Source organism: Streptomyces sp. NPDC093260 (assembly GCF_040683715.1).
Classification (GTDB): domain Bacteria; phylum Actinomycetota; class Actinomycetes; order Streptomycetales; family Streptomycetaceae; genus Streptomyces; species Streptomyces sennicomposti.
In genome coordinates this window covers 145,770-164,057 of the sequence record NZ_JBFBEK010000013.1, presented here as the reverse complement: position 1 = coordinate 164,057, position 18,288 = coordinate 145,770, and the positions used below count along the sequence as shown (strand labels likewise).

Here is an 18,288-nt window from a genome sequence, read left to right as displayed (position 1 = left end):
ATGGAGGATCGCGTGTCCCACAGAAGCCGTACGTCCGCCTGTCGCATCCTGGCCGCCGTCGTGGGCGCCGCCGCCGTCACGCTCGGCGCGGCCTCCCCCGGCGTCGCCTCCGGGCACCAGCCGTCCACCGGAGGGCGGTCGGTCCCGCCGGTGCCGCTGCGGGTGGCGACGTACAACATCCACGCCGGAGCGGGCGAGGACGACGTCTTCGATCTCGACCGCACCGCGTCGGCGATCCGCGACCTGGACGCCGACGTGATCGGCCTCCAGGAGGTCGACGTGCACTGGGGCGACCGCAGCGGCTTCACCGACGAGGCACGTGAACTGGCCCGGCGACTGCGCATGCGGGTCTTCTTCGCACCCGTCTACGACCTGCCGCCCGCCGCCGGACACACCCGGCGGCAGCAGTTCGGGGTCGCGGTGCTCAGCCGCCTGCCCATGGTCGACGCCGAGAACCACGAGATCACCCGGCTGTCCACCCAGTCCTCCGACCCGGTGCCGGAGCCCGCGCCGGGCTTCGCCGAGGTCACGGTCCGGGCCCACGGCACGCTGGTGCACGTCTACTGCACCCACCTCGACTACCGTCCCGACCCGTCGGTCCGGCGCACCCAGGTGGACGACATGCTGGGCATCCTCGCCGAGGACCGCGGGCCCAAGGTCCTGGTCGGTGACTTCAACGCCGAGCCGACCGCCCCCGAACTGGTGCGGCTCTGGGGGCCGTTGGCCGACGCCGCGCCGGGTGCCGGAGACACGTATCCCGCGCTCGACCCGGTCAGGCGCATCGACCTGGTGACAGTCTCCCCCGAGGTCACCGTCACCCGCGCGCGTGCAGTCGACACGGCGGCCTCGGACCACCGGCCGGTCGTCGCCGACCTCCTGCTCCGCCGGCACACCTCCTGAGGCGCGCCTCGCCCCGGCCGCACCGGGTCCCGGCCGGGTACGGACCGCCGCCCCCGGCCGGGACCGCCGCCCACGTACGCCGAAGCACCCTTGTCACACCGCCCGGCGCTGATCCATGCTCGGCGGCGTGTGGACGCCCCAGGAACCCGACGCCGACCCCTCGCCCTCCCCCGCCGCACTGCCGCCGGGCCGTCCGGCCGACGAACTGCTGGCCGAACTGCGCAGCCTGCGCACCGGTGACGCCCCGACCCGGGGCGGCCGTACCTTCGCCTACGTCTACGACGCGGGGTTGCCCGGTCTGGACGATCTGGCCGCCGCCGCGTACGGCACGTACGCGACCGTCAACGGCCTGGACCCCACGGTCTTCCCGAGCGTGGCCCGGCTGGAGAACGATCTGGTGGGCGCGGCCGCCGCGGTCCTGGGAACGCCCGGCGCGCAGGGCGCCTTCACCAGCGGCGGCACCGAGTCGGTGCTGCTCGCCGTGAAGGCCGCCCGCGACCACGCCCGCGCCGAACGCGGCGTCATTGCACCGCAGTTGGTGCTGCCCTCGACAGCGCACGCGGCCTTCCACAAAGCGGCCCACTATCTCGGTGTGGAGGCGGTGGTGGTGCCGGTCGACCCGGTGAGCTTCCGGGCCCCGGCCGCGGCCGTGGAGGCAGCGCTGACCGAGCGGACCGCGCTGGTGGTGGCGTCGGCGCCGTCCTACGCGCACGGCGTGATGGATCCGGTGGCCGACATCGCGGCGGCCGCCGCCGCGCGCGGGGTGCTGTGCCACGTGGACGCCTGCATCGGCGGCTGGTTCCTGCCGTTCCTGCGCCGCACGGGCCGCGAGGTGGAGCCGTTCGACCTCTCCGTGCCGGGGGTGACCTCGCTCTCGGTGGACCTGCACAAGTACGGCTACGCCGACAAGGGGGCCTCCGTGGTCCTGTACCGGGACGCGGAGCTGCGGCGGCACCAGTACTTCGCGCACGCGGGCTGGCCCGGCTATCCGGTGGTCAACCCGACCGTGCAGGGCACCAAGTCCGCCGGGCTGCTGGCCCAGGCGTGGGCGGTGCTGCGGCACATCGGCGAGGACGGCTACACCGCGCTGGCCCGGCGGATCGCGGACGCCGCCGACCGGCTCCTCCCCGCGCTGCGCGCCCTGCCCGGTGTGCGCGTCCTCGGCGAACCGGCGGGCTCCCTGGTGGCGTTCACGGTGACCGGCGCGGACGGCGCCCCGGACCTCGGGCGGGTGCTGCACCTGGCGGACGAGATGCGCGAGCGCGGCTGGTACCTCCAGCCGCAGTTGTCGTTCGGCCCGTTGCCGCCCAACCTGCACCTCACCCTGACACCGGCTACCGGTGACCGGGTGGAGGCCCTGCTGGCGGACCTCGCGGACGCCGTGAAGACGGTCCGCGCGAGCGAACCCGCCCGACCCGACCCGGCGTTGGCCGAGTTCGCCGCCGGACTCGATCCCGACGGCCTCGGCCCTGAGGAGGTCGCCGCTGTCCTCGCCTTCGCGGGCCTCGACGGCACCGGCCCACTGCCCACCCGGATGGCCCCGGTGCTGATGCTGCTGGACGCCCTCCCGGTACGGCTGAAGGAACGCCTGCTGACGGAGTTCATCGGCTCGCTGTTCCGCGTCTGAGCCGGAGCCTCCGGCGCGAACACCCTGCCGGTTGCCGGCACGGACACGCCGCCTAGACTGCGCGCATGAACGCGCAGACCTACCTCTCCGAACTCTTCTCGCTGGACGGCCGGACCGCCGTGGTGACCGGCGGGAGTTCCGGCATCGGCCGGGCCATCGCCGGGGCGCTGGCACATGCGGGGGCGAGTGTGGTGGTCGTGGCCCGCCGGGAGGAACAACTCATCGAGGCAACAGACGAGTTGACGGCCGACGGCTGCCAGGCGGGGTGGGTCGCCGGCGATCTGAGCACCCGCGAGGGAGTGCGGACGGCGGCCGAGGCGGCGGCCGGGGTGTTCGGCGAGCCGGACATCCTCGTCAACTCGGCCGGGATCAACCTGCGTCCGCCGATGGGCGAGTTGGGCGACGACGTCTGGGACGCCACCATGGCGGTGAACCTGGAGGCGCCCTTCCTGCTGGGGCAGCGGTTCGGCCCCGGCATGGCCGAGCGCGGCTTCGGCCGGATCATCCACGTCACCTCCCAGCAGGCGCACAGGGCGTTCGTGCAGAGCGGCGCGTACGGCGTCTCCAAGGGCGCGCTGGAGTCGCTGGCCCGCTCCCAGGCCGAGGCGTGGTCGCCGTACGGCGTCACCTGCAACACCCTGGTGCCGGGCTTCGTGATGACACCGCTCAACGCACGCCTGTCCTCCGATCCGCAGAAGGTGGCGGCGCTGGCCGCACGCACGATGGTCGGCCGCAACGGCCTGGCCGAGGACTTCGCGGGCGCGGCGGTCTGGCTCGCCGGCCGCGGTTCCGCCTACGTCACCGGCCAGACGATCTTCGTGGACGGCGGGTTCTCCGTGCACTGACGAACTCCTGCACGGCAGGCCTGTCCGACCCTTCGCGTCGTCGCCCGACGGTCGGCCGCGCGGCGTCAGGTGCGTGCTCTGGGGGTCCCCCTGCTCGAAGAGCCTGGGGGAGGACCGGCTCCTGGCCCTCGTACGGGACGAACCCGGGTCAGGGGCCGGTGCGGCGAGTGGGGTCCCCCTGCTCGAGGACTTCGGGGAGCGGGCGTGACGTCGCGCGGCAGACGGGATTGGCCGGACAGGCCCTGAGACCGGCCGGGGCCGTCCTGCGTCCCGCTCGGCGGCCGGGCTGCCCGTCCGGTCGCCGAGCGGGGCGAACGCCGATGGGTGTCAGGTGCCCACGTAGGCCGCCAGGTGTTCGCCGGTGAGGGTGGAGCGGGCGGTGACGAGGTCGGCCGGGGTGCCCTCGAAGACGACGCGGCCGCCGTCGTGACCGGCTCCGGGGCCGAGGTCGATGATCCAGTCGGCGTGCGCCATGACCGCCTGGTGGTGTTCGATGACGATGACCGACTTGCCCGAGTCCACCAACCGGTCCAGCAGAGCGAGGAGTTGCTCGACATCGGCGAGGTGCAGACCCGCGGTCGGCTCGTCCAGGACGTAGACGCCGCCCTGCTCCGCCATGTGCGTGGCCAGCTTCAGCCGCTGCCGCTCGCCGCCGGAGAGCGTGGTGAGCGGCTGGCCGAGCGTGAGGTAGCCGAGCCCGACGTCCGCGAGCCGCCCCAGGATGCGGTGCGCTGCGGGTGTACGCGCCTCGCCCGCGCCGAAGAACTCCTCCGCCTCCTGCACCGGCATCGCGAGCACCTCGCTGATGTCGCGCCCGCCGAGCCGGTACTCCAGCACCGACGCCTCGAACCGCTTGCCCTCGCACTCCTCGCAGGTGACGGCCACACCGGCCATCATCGCCAGATCGGTGTAGACGACGCCGGCGCCGTTGCAGGCAGGGCAGGCGCCCTCGGAGTTCGCGCTGAACAGGGCCGGCTTGACGCCGTTGGCCTTGGCGAACGCCTTGCGGATCGGTTCGAGCAGCCCGGTGTACGTCGCCGGGTTGCTGCGCCGGGAGCCGCGGATCGGGCTCTGGTCGACCGTCACCACCTCCACCCCGGCGGCCCCGCCGCCCAGCGACCCGTGCACGAGGGAGCTCTTGCCGGAACCGGCCACGCCGGTGACCGCGCAGAGCACCCCGAGCGGGACGTCCACGTCCACCCCGCGCAGGTTGTGGGTGTTCGCGCCACGGATCTCCAGCGCGCCGGTGGGCTTGCGCACCGTCTCCTTGAGCGCGGCCCGGTCGTCGAAGTGCCGGCCGGTGACGGTGCCGGCGGCGCGCAGCCCCTCCACGTCGCCCTCGAAGCACACCGTGCCGCCCGACGTACCCGCGCCGGGACCGAGATCGACCACATGGTCGGCGATGGCGACGACCTCCGGCTTGTGTTCCACGACGAGCACCGTGTTGCCCTTGTCGCGCAGCCGCAGCAGCAGGTCGTTCATCCGCTGGATGTCATGCGGGTGCAGGCCGGTGGTGGGCTCGTCGAATACGTAGGTGGTGTCGGTGAGCGAGGAGCCGAGGTGGCGGATCATCTTGACCCGCTGCGCCTCGCCACCCGACAGCGTGCCCGCGGGCCGGTCGAGCGAGAGATAGCCGAGCCCGATCTCCACGAACGAGTCCAGCGTCTGCCGCAGGGTGGCGAGCAGCGGCGCCACGGACGGCTCGTCCAGGCCGGCGGCCCAGGCGGCCAGGTCGCTGATCTGGAGGGCGCAGGCGTCGGCGATGCCGAGACCGTCGATCCGAGAGGACCGGGCGGCCTCGCTGAGCCGGGTGCCGCCGCACTCGGGACAGTCGGTGTAGGTGACGGCCCGGTCCACGAACTCCCGGATGTGCGGCTGCATCGCCTCACGGTCCTTGGCGAGCATCGACTTCCGGATGCGCGGCACGAGTCCCTCGTACGTCATGTTGATGCCCGCGATCTTCATCCTGGTCGGTTCGCGGTGCAGGAAGTCGTGCAGCTCGGTCGCGGTGAAGTCGCGGATCGGCTTGTCGGCGGGGAAGAAGCCGGACTCGCTGTAGAGCCGGTGGTTCCAGCCGCCCGCCTTGTAGCCGGGGACGGAGAGCGCGCCCTCGGCGAGCGACTTGGAGGCGTCGTAGAGCTGGGCCGGGTCGAGGTCGGTGACCTGGCCCCGCCCCTCGCAGCGCGGACACATGCCGCCGGTGATGCTGAACTCGCGCCGCTCCTTCACCTTCTTGCCACCCCGCTCGACGGTGACCGCGCCGGCCCCGCTGACGGAGGGCACGTTGAAGGAGAACGCCTTGGGCGAGCCGATGTGCGGCTTGCCTAGCCGGCTGAACAGGATGCGCAGCATCGCGTTGGCGTCGGTGGCGGTGCCGACGGTGGAGCGGGGGTCGGCGCCCATCCGCTGCTGGTCCACGATGATCGCGGTGGTCAGCCCTTCGAGCACGTCGACCTCGGGCCGGGTCAGCGTGGGCATGAAACCCTGCACGAAGGCGCTGTAGGTCTCGTTGATCAGCCGCTGCGACTCCGCGGCGATCGTGCCGAACACCAGGGAGCTCTTGCCCGAACCGGAGACCCCGGTGAACACCGTCAGCCGACGCTTGGGGATCTCGATGCTGACGTCCTTGAGGTTGTTCACCCGGGCCCCGTGCACACGGATCACGTCGTGGCTGTCGGCGGGGTGCCGTGCGGACGGCTGCCCGGGCGTGCGTGTGTCCGTCCTCGAGGCCGTGTTCATCGTCTCTCCATCCGTCGGGGCGGGGGGTGGTCCCGCCGTCGCGGGCCCTGCCGTCGTGGGCTGGGCGCCGTCCGGCGGGTCATGCGGCCGTGAGGGCACCAAGTCAGTTCTCGCGTGCCGGACTGCGCCCGGTTGCGAGGCGATCGCGCCCCCCGGGCATGGGCAGGACCGCCAGTGCGGTGTCTGCGATGTTCCGCAGCGTCTCCGGGTCCAGGCCGGCCTTGCCTACCGCCTCGATACCGCGGACCACCGCCAGCAGCAGTGCCGCCAACCGCTCCGGATCGGCAGCGCTGTCGATGTCGCCGTGGCGCTGGGCGGCGCTGATCTCCGTCCGCAGCAGGGTCAGTAGTGCCGTCATGGTCTCGGCCGACCGTCCGGCGACCGTCGGATCGCACTGCGCCAGTTCCGCCGCGCCCTTGGCCAACAGGCATCCGCGGCGCTCGGTGTCGGAGGCGGTGTTCTCCGCCATGAGGTGGACGTATCCCGACAGCCGGGCCAGGGCCTCTGCGTCCGGGCCACCTGTCAGCCGCCCTTCGGCCACCTCGACGACTGCGGTGCACCAGTCGCCGAACACGCGGTGGAACAGCTTGCTCTTGTCGCCGAACGCGCCGTAGAGGCTGCCCTTGCCCAGGCCGGTCGCCTGGGCGATGTCGTCCATCCGGGTCCCTGCATAGCCGGTCGTCCAGAACTGTTCCCGGGCCCGCTCCAGGACTTGGCGTTCGTCGAATGCGCGTGGTCTGGGCATGGTCCCAGCCTAACCATTCTTGACTCGATCGTCCATTACCGCCTACGTTGTGGACGATCCGTTCCAGAACTGAAGGGGTTCGACATGCCAGGAGTACTGCAGGAGAAGGTGGCCGTGATCACCGGAGGCACCAGCGGGATCGGGCTGGCCATCGCCCACCGCTTCGTCCGGGAGGGCGCACGGATCTTCGTGACCGGCCGGGACGTCGACCGCCTCGAAGCGGCAGTCAAGGAGATGGGCCCTGCGGCCACCGGCGTACGATCCGACGTCTCGAACCTGGCCGACCTGGATGCGCTCTACGCGCGCGTCCGTGAGGAGACCGGACGCATCGACGTGCTGGTGGCCAACGCGGGAATCGCTGCGGACGCCGCACTCGGCGCCCACACCGAGGCGAACGTCGACCTGACGCTCGCCGTCAACGTCAAGGGCACCCTGTTCACCGTTCAGAAGGCGCTCCCGCTGCTGGGGGAGAACGCCTCCATCGTGGTCGTCGGCTCGAGCAACAGCGTGCGGCCCAATGAGCAGCTCGAGGTCTACAGCGCCTCGAAGGCGGCGGTGAGCAACCTCGTGCACAACTGGGCCCGGCAGTCACGGGAACGCCGGTTCCGGATCAACGTCCTCAGCCCGGGTCCCACGCGGACCCCCGGCCTGCTGAGTGCCGCAGGGCCGGCCGCCGATCAGTTCGCCGAGGCCACCGTGCCCCTGGGGCGGCTGGCCGACGCCGAGGAAATCGCGGAGGCCGCCCTCTTCCTGGCTTCGGACGCCTCGTCGTTCGTCACCGGCGCCGAACTCTTCGCCGACGGCGGCTACACCCGGGCCTGAACGAGGGCCGGTGGTGCGCATCCGGTTCCCGCGAAGCGACGGGGCGCACTCCCGGCCGGGCGTGTGCGTCGTACGAGGTCAGTGCGCCCGAGACAACGAGATCGTGGCCGCGGCCTCTCGGGATGACGTCGGCCGCCACCCCGACTGCCGCACCGCCGGCCTCCGCTGGATGCTCATCCATCTCGCCGAGGGGACCGGACGGCACGTAGGCCTCTTTGGTGGGTCGCGACCGCCTTACTGACCCACACCGGGGCGCACGGCGGCCGTGAGGCCTTCGGTCCCGGCGGTCAGCCCGCGGCCGTGACGGTGTCGGCGCTGGCGGTGATCTCGTCCAGTTCCCGCAAGGCGGAGTCCTGCGGTGCGCCGCCGGTGGTGACGCCGAGCAGGAAGCCGGTGTGCGTGCTGTCGACCGTGACGACGGTCATCTCCAAGTAGGCGGTGTCGCCGTCGCCGGTCGTGACGCGGAGGACGGTGGTGTGGGCGGGCCGGCCGCCGACCGTAGCGGACCGGGACTCCTGGAGGGTGGCGGACTGGTCCGGGAAGAAGAACTCGGCGTTGGACCGGGCGGCGGTCTCCGTGGCCCTTGTCAGATCGGCGGGGGCCACCGGCCGGCCGGCCGGGCCGGCCATGAAGGCACTGCTCGGGCCGTCCGCTTCCGCTTTCCTGGTCATCTGGGAGGAGAAGGAGTCGATCAGGTCCTCGTCCTTGGCCGCGTCGTGCCGCCAGTCCTCCGGTACGGCGTAGGAGAGACCGGCCTCGGCGTCGGTCACCCGGGGCCGGCCCGCCAGGGGACCGTCCTCGCCGCGGTTCACCCACCACACGGCGCCCCCGATGACGGCCGGCACCAGCACGGCGACGAGACCGGCGAGCAGCGCACGCGAGGACCGCCGCGCGGGCGGAGCGGGAGGCCCGACAGGCTCGGACGGCTGTCCGAGACCAGGCTGCACCGGCACCGGCACCGAGGGCGCCCCGAAGCCGGACCGGGCCTGCTGGTAGCCGCCCTGCGCCGGAGGGAACCCGGGCTGAGGCGCCGGATGACCGGGCTCGGGCGGAGGACAGGCGGGCGGAGTGGTCGTCATGCCCGCGATCCTTCCAGTCCACCCGCTCCCCCGACTGAGTCGTCGTACTCAATCGCACTCCCGGGTGTCCCCCTCCGTACTCACCCGGCCCCTCCGGAAGAGGATCCCCGACCCGCCCGAAACGGCGGCGGAGAGGACACCCCCGAAACAGCGGAGGAGAGCCGCGCTCTCAGGGCGCGATCGGCAGCTGCCGCTTGTGCTCCGTGAGCCGGTACCGCCGCACGATCACCTCGAAGGCCGCCTCGGCGACCGGCTTGCCCTCCAGGAAGTCGTCGATGTCGTCGTAGGTGACGCCGAGCGCGTCCTCGTCGGACTTGCCCGGGTCCAGCGTCTCCAGGTCGGCGGTCGGCGTCTTGCCCACCAGCTCCGCCGGGGCGCCCAGGGCCTCGGCCACGGCCCGCACCCGCCGCTTGGTCAGACCGGTGAGCGGCACCACGTCGGCCGCGCCGTCACCGTGCTTGGTGAAGAACCCGGAGACCGCCTCGGCCGCGTGGTCGGTGCCGACGACCAGGCCGTCGTGCGCGCCCGCCACCGCGTACTGGGCGATCATGCGCTGGCGGGCCTTGATGTTGCCGTGCAGGAAGTCCTGGTGGTGTGCGTCCCGGAAGACCGCCCCGCCGGCCAGCACCGCGTCCAGGGCGGCGTCGCTCGCCGGTCGCACATCGACGGTGAGGACCTGGTCGGCCCGGATGATGTCCAGCGCGCGCTGCGCGTCCTTCTCGTCGGCCTGGACGCCGTAGGGCAGCCGCATCGCGAAGAACGTCGCCTCCCGCCCGGTGGCCCGCACCCGCTCGACGGCGAGCTGGCTCAGCCGCCCGGCGGTCGTGGAGTCCACACCGCCGCTGATGCCGAGCACCAGCGACCGCAGCCCCGTGGAGATCAGCCGGTCGGCGAGGAAGGCCACCCGGCGTTCGATCTCCTGCTCGGCGTCGAAGGACGCGCTCACCTGGAGGTCTCGGGCGATCTCCTGCTGCAGGGACATGGACGCCACGTCGGTCACGGTTGCTCCTCGATCGGGTGCGGGTACGGATTGTCCGGGCGGGCCGCCGGGCCGGAGCCGGACGGCTGCCCGCGGGCGCGGGTACCCGCCCGCGGCCGCGGTAGCTCGACGAGCATGATGTCACCTCCGCCACCGGCCACGACGACCGCCGTCCGCGCCGGGCCGGTCACAGCAGGCGGCGGATGTCTCCGCGGACCCGGTAGAAGCCGCCGGCCGCCGGGTGCAGGGCGTCGACCACGTAGCGGGCGCCCGGCTCGCGTATCGCGCGGGGGAACTGGACGTTCCAGGAGGTGTCGTATCCCTCGGACACCACGTGGACGCGCAGGCGGCCGCTGTGCTGCACGCACTCGACCACGATCGCCCCGGCGGGGGCCTGCGCCACGGTGGCCACCGCGGCGGCGGTCGTGGCCGGGGCGTAGGAGGGCAGGGACGCGGCGAGCTTGACGTCCCGGGCCACGGGCACCGTGCCCTGCTGGGCGGCGGCGACCGCGGCCTCGCTCGCGTCCACGCACAGCAGCGAGCCGTCGGTGGTCACCAGGTACAGCCGCTCGTCGTGGTACTGCATCGACAGAGCCGAGCCACCGCCGGTGGCCAGCTTCCACAGCCGGGTGCCGTCCTGGTCGAAGCAGTACACGGACGAGGCCGCGTCACCGGCGAAGACGAACCGTCCACCGGGCGAGGTGGCGCACGAGTAGACCGCGCTGTCGCAGGCATAGGTGGCCTCGATCGCGCCGGTCGTCTTGGACAGCCGCTGGACCACGCGGTGGGCCGTGCCCGCGTACAGGGTGTCGTCCTCCTGCCAGCCGAACAGGACGCCGCCCCGGGTCGGGCTGTGCCACAGCTCACCACCGCCGTCGGGCGCGTAGGCGGTGACGCCCCGCTGGTGGCCGTGGTAGACGGCCCGGTCGTCGGCGCGCACCATCCATGCGTGCTCGCCCTGGCTGCGGCGGGCCCACTGGTGCTCGTCCTCGTGGTCGATGACGGTGATCCGTCCGTCGCGGTCCGAGACGTTCAGCACGCCCTCGTGGATGTCCAGCCAGAAGATGTCGACGTCGGCCGCGATGTCGTAGGCCGCGAACGGCAGCTTGGAGGACAGGTCGTAGACCTTGCCGTCGTCGCAGCCGGCGTAGATCCAGAAGTCGTCCGCGACCAGGCACTTCACCCCGTCGGGGAGGCTGAAGCGGGCGAGGACGCCGCCGTCGTGGGCCAGGGTGTAGACGTCGCCCGCCTGGTTGCCGACCCAGCAGTGCTCGTCGTCCACGTGGATGCCGAACGCGGCGGAGCCGGTGGCGAACCGCCACAGCACGGGCGCCACGGCACGCGCCGTGGAGGGCGCGGAGGACACCTGACGGCGGGTCACCGCGCGTGGGGCGCGCTGTCCGGGGACCGCTGGGGCGTATCCCTTGCGGACCTTCTCCCCCACCTTCTTCGCGGCGGCGGCCCGCGCCTTCTCCACCGAGGGGAACGTCGTCGTCTGGGCCTGCCCGGCGGCACCGATCCGGCCGTAACGGACCGTCACGACCTGGCCGACGACGGCCACTTCGTAGAACTTGTGCGCGCCGCCGCCGTCCTGCGACAGCTCCAGATACGTCGTCGAGTTCCCCGCAGACATGGCAGACCCCTCCCCGGGCCGTGGCTCCCCCGGCCGTTCCGGCGAATCCCACTGCTCACACCGTAGAGGCGACCACTGACAACCGCCGGAGACGGGAAAGGGGGCCTCGCCCCGGCGCCGAAGCGCCGGGGCGAGGCCCCCTCCTCAACGCCGTTCCTGTGGACGGCCGCGAGGCACGGTGACCGGTACTACTGTCAGTACAGGTCCCGGTAGGTGTTCCAGCCCGTACCGAGCTTCACCCGGGCCTTGAACTTGCCCGTGCCGGTGGACGAGTAGACGAACAGCTCACCCTTGGAGTTGGCCGCGACGAGGTCGGCGCGGTTGTCTCCGTCGATGTCGCCGGGCGAGGCCAGCTTGTTGTACTGCTGCCAGCCGTCACCGATCTTCACCTTCGAGGCGAACGGCGCGGACGAGTTGCCCGTACCGCGGTACAGGTAGAGCGTGCCCGAGGGCGTGCGCGCGACGATGTCGGTACGGCCGTCGCCGGTGAAGTCGCCCCCGCCGACGATCTTGTCGTACGCGTTCCAGCCGGAACCGATCTTCACCGCGGAGACGCCGGTGCCGGCGCCGTTGCCGCGCTCCAGGTACAGGACGCCGGAGCTGTCCCGGGCCAGGAGGTCGCCCTTGCCGTCGTCGTTCAGGTCGCCCGGCCCGAGGAACAGGTTGACCTTGCCCCAACCACTGGCGATGGAGCCGTTGTTGTACAGGACTCCGTCGTACACCTCCAGCAGATCGGCGTACCCGTCCGGGTCGAGCGAGGAGGCGTAGGCGATCTTCGCGCCCAGCCAGCCGCCCGTGTCGCTGATCTGCTCGCGGGCCGACAGCTTGCCGTTGTTCTGTACCCCGTACCAGAACAGCGTGCCCTTGGTGTCCATGCCGATCAGCGACGTCTTGCCGAACCGCGGGTTGGCCCCGCTGCCCACCAGGAGGTCGATGCCGTTGAACCCGCTGCCGACCTTCTGCCGCGACAGGAACCTGCCCGCGCCGTCCGACAGGTAGAAGTACAGGTCGCCCGAAGTGGTCCGGGCGACCAGGTCGTTCTGGCCGTCGCCGTTCCAGTCGTAGGCGGCGGCGATCTGGTTGTACGTGTTCCAGCCCCCGCCGAGCAGCACCTTGCCCGCGAGCGGGGCGGTGGCGCTGCCCGTGCCCGCGTACAGGTACAGGTCGCCGTTGGTGTTGCGGGCCACGACGTCGCCGAGCCCGTCCTTGTTCATGTCGCCGACGCCGACCAGCTGGTCGTAGGCCCCCCAGCCGCCGCCGACCTTGACCCGGCCGCGGAACGGGGAGCTCTCGCTGCCCGTGCCCGCGTACAGGTACAGGTCGCCCGCGTACGTGCGGGCCAGCAGGTCCGGCTTGCCGTCGCCGGTGACGTCGCCCGGGGCGAAGACCTTGTTGTAGATCTGCCAGCCGCTGCCGCTCCAGACGGCGTACCCCGTGCCGGTCGCACCCGCGCTGTGGTACAGGGACAGGGTGCCCGTCGTGGACAGGGTGAGGACGTCAGGACCACCGGTACCGTCGAGGTCTCCGGGGGTGATGATGTCCTTCTGCTGCACCGACGGGTCGTCGGTGCCGATGGTGTACGTCGAGAACGCGCCGCTCTCGCTGCTCAGCCAGACGCCGGTCGTGCCGTCCATGAGCCGGACGAGGGTCTCGTCGATGCCGTCGCCGTCCACGTCGAACTGCGGGTTGGCACCTGCCTTGATGGCGGGGCGCGCCCGAAGCCCCTTCTGCGGTGCCGAACGCTCGAGCTTGGGCACCGAGGACTTCGGAGTCGGCACGCTCACGTCCCCGGACGGCCGGTCGGCCGCGAGGGCGGGCGTGCTCAGGAACATGCCCGCCGCCACCGCGAGAGCGGTGCAGCCCAGCAGCCGGGAACGACGTACTCTGCCGTACAGGCTTGATATGGACAAAAGCCCCCCACTGAATGTGTAGAAGTTCTGGCCGACTTCTGAAGGTCCGTCAAAGCCAGTGATCGCGGATTGTATGGCATGTCTATGACCGTCAGAGAACGCGGGGCCCGGAAGTCGGCTCGGCGGCCGGCGGGGAACGGCGGTCGGAGGGGGCGATGGCCTCCGATCTGCGGGCCGTCGAGCCATGGGCTCCGGGCTGGCGGGCTCCGGGCCGGCGGGGTCCGGGAAGCCCTTCGTGGTCACTTCGGGCACGCTGATGCTCGCGTTCGTGCTGCCTCCGGGGCAGCTCGGCACGGAGGCGGACGTGGCCGCGCCGCCCGTCCCCCGCGTCGAGGCGGAGAACGCCGCGATCGCGCTGGCGGAGAGCGGAGTGCGCTCGTCCGTCGTACGGCTGCCGCCGTCCGTGCACAGCTCGCTCGATCTGCACGGCCTCGTCCCGCGCCTCGTCGCGACCACTCGGGACAAGGGCGTGTCCGCGTACATCGGCGACGCTGCGAACCGCTGGCCCGCCGCGCACACGCTGGACGCGGCGCGGCTGTTCCGGCTGGCGCTCGAGAAGGTTCCGGCCGGGACGCGGCCGCACGGCGTCGCAGACGAGGGGGTGCCCTTCCGGGACATCGCGGAGGCCACAGGCCGCCATGTGGGCGTACCGGTGACCGGCGTGTCCCGCGAGGAGGCCGAGGCCCACTTCGGCTTCCCCGGCGCGATGGCCGCGCTGGACAACCCGACCTCCCGCAGCCGGACCCGGGAAATCCTCCGGTGGCCCCCGGAGCGGGCGGATCTGCTCACGGACATCGATGCGGGCCGCTGCTTCGACACGGTCGGCCGCGCGTCCTGAGGCCCAGACCGGCGTACGGCGGGGTGCGTCCCTGGTCCGGCACCCTGCCGGTCCCCTTGCCCCCGCAGGCCGGTCCTCCACGATCCCCCGGTCGGGATGGGGCCGCGGACGGCGCGCGGGGGCCTCCAGAAGTCCCAGACCACCTCTGGAGCCACGTGTGCCCACGCACTCACCGCGCCGGCCGCTCCCCCGCGGCCGGCGTGGAGCGGCCGGCGTGGAGCGGCCGGGCCCACGCCGAGCGGACCGGCGCGGAGCCAGGCGGGAGCGCCCGCGCGCGGCCGGTCAGGTCAGCGTGGGTTCCGCCTGGACACGGTCGGTGTTCTCCCCGGAGGCCTGCGGCGGAACGGGCACCGCCGGGTCCGGGCCGGTGCCCCGCCGCCCCGGGATCACGAGGGCGGCGACCGCGGCGAGGGCCACCACCGCGGCGCCGACCACGAGGGCGGGCCGCAGACCGTCGACGAAGCTCTGTGCGCTCTCGTAGCCGCCCTGCGCGGCGAAGATCGAGGCCATCACCGCGATGCCGAGCGCCCCGCCCACCTCGCGCAGAGCATTGTTGGCGCCGGAGGCGATGCCCTGCTGCTCCGGGCGGACACTGGACATCACCAAGTTGGCGGCCGGGGCGAAGTACAGGGCCATGCCCACACCGCTGATGATCAGGCCAGGCAGTTGGACGCCGTAGGAGACGTCCGTGGTGACCACGTAGGCCAGATGGCCGAGGCCCGCCGCCTGGAGCAAGAGGCCGGCGGCGACGACCGGGCGGCCGCCGACACGGTCGGAGAGAACGCCCGCGATCGGCGCGATGATCATCGGCATCCCGGTCCAGGGCAGCATCCGCAGACCTGCCTGGGTGGGCGAGTAGCCGAGCACGCCCTGCATGTACTGGCTGAGCAGGAAGATCGAGCCGAACATGCCCAGGAACATCAGCAGGCTCGCCGCATTGATCCCGGCGAAGGCGCGCGAGCGGAACAGGCGCATCGGCAGCATGGGGTTCTTGGCCCGGGCGCCGTGCAGAACGAAGCCCATCAGGAGCGCGGTGCCCGCGAACAGCCCGGTCAGCACCAGGGAACTGGTCCAGCCGTCGGAAGGGCCGCGCACCAGGCCGTAGACGACGCCGAAGAGACCGCCGCTGGCGAGGAGGGTGCCGGGGATGTCGAGGGCCGCGCCGGTGCCGTAGGACTCGGCCAGGCGCAGCCTGGCGAGCGGCATGACGGCCAGGCCGAGCGGGACGTTCAGCCAGAAGATCCAGTGCCAGGAGACGTGTTCGGTGAGGCTGCCGCCGATCAGCGGGCCGGAGGCGACGGCGAGGCCGTTCACGGCGCCCCAGATCCCGTACGCGGTACCGCGCCTGGCGGGCGGTACCGCGGCGGTGAGCAGGGTCAGGGTGAGCGGCATCATCACAGCGGCACCGACCCCCTGGACCGCGCGGGCGGCGATGAGGGAGTCGATGCCCGGCGAGAGGGCAGCGGCGGCTGAGGCGCCGGTGAACACGGCCAGTCCGGCTATGAAGAGCCGACGACGGCCGAAGCGGTCACCGAGGGCGGCCCCGAACATCAGCAGGACGGCGAAGGTGAGCGTGTAGGCGCTCACGGTCCACTCGAGGTCGTCCAGCGCTCCCCCGAGATCCTTGCGGATGGAGGGCAGGGCGGTGGTGACGACGAGATTGTCGAGGGCCGCCATGAATCCGGCGACACCGGTGATGATCAGGGCCCAGGCCGTGGCCCCACGGCCTGGAGCGTTCTCTTGTGCCATCTCTCCCCCAGCGATGCGAGTGATCGCCTGCGTGATCTCGGATCGGTTACCGCGATGACTGACTTTCCAGGACACAGAACGGCCCCGGCACACCGTCACAGGCGCGCCTCTCCCCCTGCTCCTGCCGCTGCTCTGCTGCCCCTCAGCCTTCGTCCGCTTCTCCGGCCAGCTCCGCTTTCAGCAGCCGGCCCTTGACGCGGGCGAACGGCGAGAGTCCCTCCCACACCCGATGCTCGGGCGGAAAGCCCATCGCCACCAGCGCGTTGATGAGCATGCCGTACGCCAGGAAGGACGTCGTCTCATGGACGTCCTCACCGAGGGGGAGGTGCACGACCTCCCACATCCGCATCCAGCCGGCCCGCACGGCCTCGCCGAACTCCTGGTCGCCCTCGGCCTCGGCGGCGGCCACCGCCACATACGTCTGCAGCTGGAGCGTGAGCAACTCAGGCCGTTCGACGATGACCTTGCTGTACGCCGCCGCCATGGACTGAAGGGCCTCCTCGCCTTCCAGTCCCTCCGCGGCCTCCTGGAAGATGCGGAACAGATCCTCCGTACAGCGATCGACCGCGGCGAGGAAGATCGCCTTCTTGCCCGGGAAGAGCCGGAAGAGATAGGGCTGCGAGACCCCGACGCGCCGGGCGATCGCCTCGGTGGAGGTCCCGTGGTAGCCGCCTCGCGCGAACTCGCTCGTCGCCGCACAGATCACGCTCTCGCGCCGTTCCTGGGCACTCATCCTGACCATGAAAGTAAGTTAGCACTCAATTACTAAGGGCTTCAACACTTCAGAGAGCGGACTCCTGAACAGGGTCCGAAGGGTCTGAAGGGCCTCAAAATCAGAAGATGGTCGCCGAGACAGTGGTCGGGCCCTCTGAGGGGGGCGGCTGGGCTATTACGCCGTAATAACCCGACGGGGACACGACCGTACGGAGCCTCCTCAAAAGAGGCCCAACGGGAACAGCGGAGGCGGTGCCGGGCTCGGCGGGCGGGGCACGCCAAGGCCTCCCCCGCACCACCCGCTCGCTCTCCGGGTTATTACGGCGTAATAGATCTGCGGCTCAGGAACGGGCCGAGAAGTCCGGCTCGGACCAGAGGGCGGCCGCGGCCAGGTAGGCCGCACGCGCCTCCCGTGTCGTGGTGACGGGCGAGGCCGTGCGCTGTTCGAGCTTGCGCAGGGACCGTACAGCGGCGGCGAGATAGCGGTTGAGGCTGAGCATCTGAGTGGGAGTGACGCAGTCGGGAAGTACGGCCGAGATCTCGTCCAGCCAGTACTCCGCATCCTCGTCCAGTACCAGGGCCTCACGCTGCTCGACGAGGCGACGGGCGACGGGAAGCAACAGCCGATGAGAACGTTCGGCGGCTTCCTGCCGGCGCCGCTCCGCTTCCGCCTCCAGTGCTCGGCGGCGCTCGGCTTCGAGAACCGCTTCCGGCGTCCGGCGGACCGGGCGGGCGTCGGGGGTGTCGTCGGTCAGGGTGACCGCCTGCAAGCGCTTCGTCTTGTTGTACGCCGCGCTCGGCGCCGCCACCGCCAGGGCGGGCGCGAGCTGCGCCCAGGGGACTCCCGTACTGCGGGCGTCCGTCACCGCGCGGAGCTGATGCAGATCGGTCTGTTCCCTGAGGTACTCCCACAGCTGCACGCGCTTGAGCGCGGCGGACCGCTGAACCTCGGCCGCGCAGTGCCGCAGTGCGGACGCGTGCTTCTCGGTGTAGAGGAGCGCCGCGTAGATCTCCTCGTCCCCCGGCATGCGCTCGATGTCCGGGTCGCCTGCTGCCTCGTGCACCTCACGCAACTCCGCGACCACTGCGGCCGCATCCAGGAAGCCGATTCGGATCGGCGGCTTGACCAGCGGCTTTGTGGGTCGGGCCGCTGCTTGCCTGCGCTTCGCCATACAGAGAAGTCTGCCGGAGAGCAGTGGATTCACATAATGTGAACCCCGGTTGGGAGTGAGGGAGGGTCAGAATCCTGCCTCCGCAGGGCTTGTCGGCACGTGAGTATTACGGCGTAATAGCTGTGGCGACCAGACCACCCGTCAGAGAACGGACGGGCAGCGGCGGTCACGCCGTTTCCCAGAGCTCGCGCCCGCAGAATCGGCTGCGGGACCGAAGGGACCGAAGTGACTCGGATTCCGTTTTCGGGGCGCGGAGGCAGGACGAGCGCGGGCCGCCAGGCGGCACCGGCCAGGGGGCTCAGGCGGCAGCGCGGCGAGGTGCGGTGTCAGGACCTGCGAGTCCCTGCATGATCCGGAAAAAGAGCCAGGGGCAGCACGTGCGGTTCAGTCCCTAGGGACTGGCGTTTTCCCTCCGAGGACGGTGCCAGGGACTCAAGGCATCAGGGACCGAATCCCCTCGGGATTGGCCTGGGAGGGCGGCAGGGACCGGGACTCCCGGCGCGGCGCGGCGGCGGGGGCTGTGCAGCGAGGGACCC

14 protein-coding genes are annotated in these 18,288 nt (G+C 71.8%); 5 read left to right on the top strand and 9 right to left on the bottom strand.

Features of this window, described 5'->3' with window-relative positions:
• From AB0N63_RS18815 to AB0N63_RS18805, 3 genes are all read left to right on the top strand, one after another.
• Positions 1-900 carry an endonuclease/exonuclease/phosphatase family protein gene (locus AB0N63_RS18815; RefSeq protein ID WP_365530103.1) on the top strand — a complete coding sequence of 300 codons (900 nt, stop codon included), beginning with the start codon at positions 1-3 and terminating at the stop codon, positions 898-900.
• Between the two features lie 115 nt (positions 901-1,015).
• Positions 1,016-2,527, top strand: a complete 1,512-nt coding sequence (locus AB0N63_RS18810; RefSeq protein ID WP_365530102.1) for an aminotransferase class V-fold PLP-dependent enzyme — start codon at positions 1,016-1,018, stop codon at positions 2,525-2,527.
• A gap of 65 nt (positions 2,528-2,592) precedes the next feature.
• The gene (locus AB0N63_RS18805) at positions 2,593-3,372 is read left to right on the top strand and encodes an SDR family oxidoreductase (protein ID WP_365530101.1); all 780 of its coding nucleotides are present in this window, start codon (positions 2,593-2,595) and stop codon (positions 3,370-3,372) included.
• Between the two features lie 327 nt (positions 3,373-3,699).
• Here the strand turns inward: AB0N63_RS18805 and AB0N63_RS18800 are convergent, their stop codons facing one another.
• Positions 3,700-6,111, bottom strand: coding sequence for an excinuclease ABC subunit UvrA (locus AB0N63_RS18800; protein ID WP_365530100.1), 2,412 nt, complete (start codon positions 6,109-6,111; stop codon positions 3,700-3,702).
• Positions 6,112-6,214: 103 nt separating this feature from the next.
• Entirely contained in the window at positions 6,215-6,856 is a 642-nt protein-coding gene (locus AB0N63_RS18795; protein WP_365530099.1) for a TetR/AcrR family transcriptional regulator, read from the bottom strand.
• Between the two features lie 84 nt (positions 6,857-6,940).
• On the opposite strand from AB0N63_RS18795, the gene AB0N63_RS18790 reads away from it, so the two are divergent.
• Positions 6,941-7,678: an SDR family oxidoreductase gene (locus AB0N63_RS18790; RefSeq protein ID WP_365530098.1), complete on the top strand. Its 738-nt coding sequence runs from the start codon at positions 6,941-6,943 to the stop codon at positions 7,676-7,678.
• 287 nt (positions 7,679-7,965) lie between these two features.
• Here the strand turns inward: AB0N63_RS18790 and AB0N63_RS18785 are convergent, their stop codons facing one another.
• The 4 genes from AB0N63_RS18785 to AB0N63_RS18770 all read right to left on the bottom strand — a co-directional run bounded on the left by AB0N63_RS18785 (position 7,966) and on the right by AB0N63_RS18770 (position 13,201).
• On the bottom strand, positions 7,966-8,757 hold the full coding sequence (locus AB0N63_RS18785) for a hypothetical protein (RefSeq protein WP_365530097.1): 792 nt from the start codon (positions 8,755-8,757) through the stop codon (positions 7,966-7,968).
• A gap of 169 nt (positions 8,758-8,926) precedes the next feature.
• Positions 8,927-9,757 carry an ammonia-dependent NAD(+) synthetase gene (nadE, locus tag AB0N63_RS18780; RefSeq protein ID WP_365530096.1) on the bottom strand — a complete coding sequence of 277 codons (831 nt, stop codon included), beginning with the start codon at positions 9,755-9,757 and terminating at the stop codon, positions 8,927-8,929.
• Between the two features lie 166 nt (positions 9,758-9,923).
• Complete coding sequence (locus tag AB0N63_RS18775) at positions 9,924-11,369, bottom strand: WGR domain-containing protein (protein WP_365530095.1); 1,446 nt, start codon at positions 11,367-11,369, stop codon at positions 9,924-9,926.
• Between the two features lie 194 nt (positions 11,370-11,563).
• Positions 11,564-13,201, bottom strand: a complete 1,638-nt coding sequence (locus AB0N63_RS18770; protein WP_365530167.1) for a VCBS repeat-containing protein — start codon at positions 13,199-13,201, stop codon at positions 11,564-11,566.
• 313 nt (positions 13,202-13,514) lie between these two features.
• Here AB0N63_RS18770 and AB0N63_RS18765 point away from each other — a divergent pair, with 313 nt between their 5' ends.
• Positions 13,515-14,117, top strand: a complete 603-nt coding sequence (locus AB0N63_RS18765; protein ID WP_365530094.1) for a hypothetical protein — start codon at positions 13,515-13,517, stop codon at positions 14,115-14,117.
• A gap of 282 nt (positions 14,118-14,399) precedes the next feature.
• Here the strand turns inward: AB0N63_RS18765 and AB0N63_RS18760 are convergent, their stop codons facing one another.
• The 3 genes from AB0N63_RS18760 to AB0N63_RS18750 all read right to left on the bottom strand — a co-directional run bounded on the left by AB0N63_RS18760 (position 14,400) and on the right by AB0N63_RS18750 (position 17,752).
• A complete protein-coding gene (locus AB0N63_RS18760; protein ID WP_365530093.1) occupies positions 14,400-15,866 on the bottom strand; it encodes a DHA2 family efflux MFS transporter permease subunit in 1,467 nt (488 codons plus the stop codon).
• A gap of 142 nt (positions 15,867-16,008) precedes the next feature.
• Complete coding sequence (locus tag AB0N63_RS18755; protein ID WP_365530092.1) at positions 16,009-16,608, bottom strand: TetR/AcrR family transcriptional regulator; 600 nt, start codon at positions 16,606-16,608, stop codon at positions 16,009-16,011.
• Positions 16,609-16,921: 313 nt separating this feature from the next.
• On the bottom strand, positions 16,922-17,752 hold the full coding sequence (locus AB0N63_RS18750) for a hypothetical protein (RefSeq protein WP_365530091.1): 831 nt from the start codon (positions 17,750-17,752) through the stop codon (positions 16,922-16,924).
• Positions 17,753-18,288 lie beyond the last annotated feature (536 nt).

Excerpts from the sequence above, each read along its gene's own strand:
- AB0N63_RS18815 (WP_365530103.1), top strand. The coding sequence starts at position 1 with ATGGAGGATCGCGTGTCCCACAGAAGCCGTACGTCCGCCTGTCGCATC.
- AB0N63_RS18810 (WP_365530102.1), top strand. The coding sequence starts at position 1,016 with ATGCTCGGCGGCGTGTGGACGCCCCAGGAACCCGACGCCGACCCCTCG.
- AB0N63_RS18805 (WP_365530101.1), top strand. The coding sequence starts at position 2,593 with ATGAACGCGCAGACCTACCTCTCCGAACTCTTCTCGCTGGACGGCCGG.
- AB0N63_RS18800 (WP_365530100.1), bottom strand. The coding sequence starts at position 6,111 with ATGAACACGGCCTCGAGGACGGACACACGCACGCCCGGGCAGCCGTCC.
- AB0N63_RS18795 (WP_365530099.1), bottom strand. The coding sequence starts at position 6,856 with ATGCCCAGACCACGCGCATTCGACGAACGCCAAGTCCTGGAGCGGGCC.
- AB0N63_RS18790 (WP_365530098.1), top strand. The coding sequence starts at position 6,941 with ATGCCAGGAGTACTGCAGGAGAAGGTGGCCGTGATCACCGGAGGCACC.
- AB0N63_RS18785 (WP_365530097.1), bottom strand. The coding sequence starts at position 8,757 with ATGACGACCACTCCGCCCGCCTGTCCTCCGCCCGAGCCCGGTCATCCG.
- AB0N63_RS18775 (WP_365530095.1), bottom strand. The coding sequence starts at position 11,369 with ATGTCTGCGGGGAACTCGACGACGTATCTGGAGCTGTCGCAGGACGGC.
- AB0N63_RS18770 (WP_365530167.1), bottom strand. The coding sequence starts at position 13,201 with ATGTTCCTGAGCACGCCCGCCCTCGCGGCCGACCGGCCGTCCGGGGAC.
- AB0N63_RS18760 (WP_365530093.1), bottom strand. The coding sequence starts at position 15,866 with ATGGCACAAGAGAACGCTCCAGGCCGTGGGGCCACGGCCTGGGCCCTG.
- AB0N63_RS18755 (WP_365530092.1), bottom strand. The coding sequence starts at position 16,608 with ATGGTCAGGATGAGTGCCCAGGAACGGCGCGAGAGCGTGATCTGTGCG.
- AB0N63_RS18750 (WP_365530091.1), bottom strand. The coding sequence starts at position 17,752 with ATGGCGAAGCGCAGGCAAGCAGCGGCCCGACCCACAAAGCCGCTGGTC.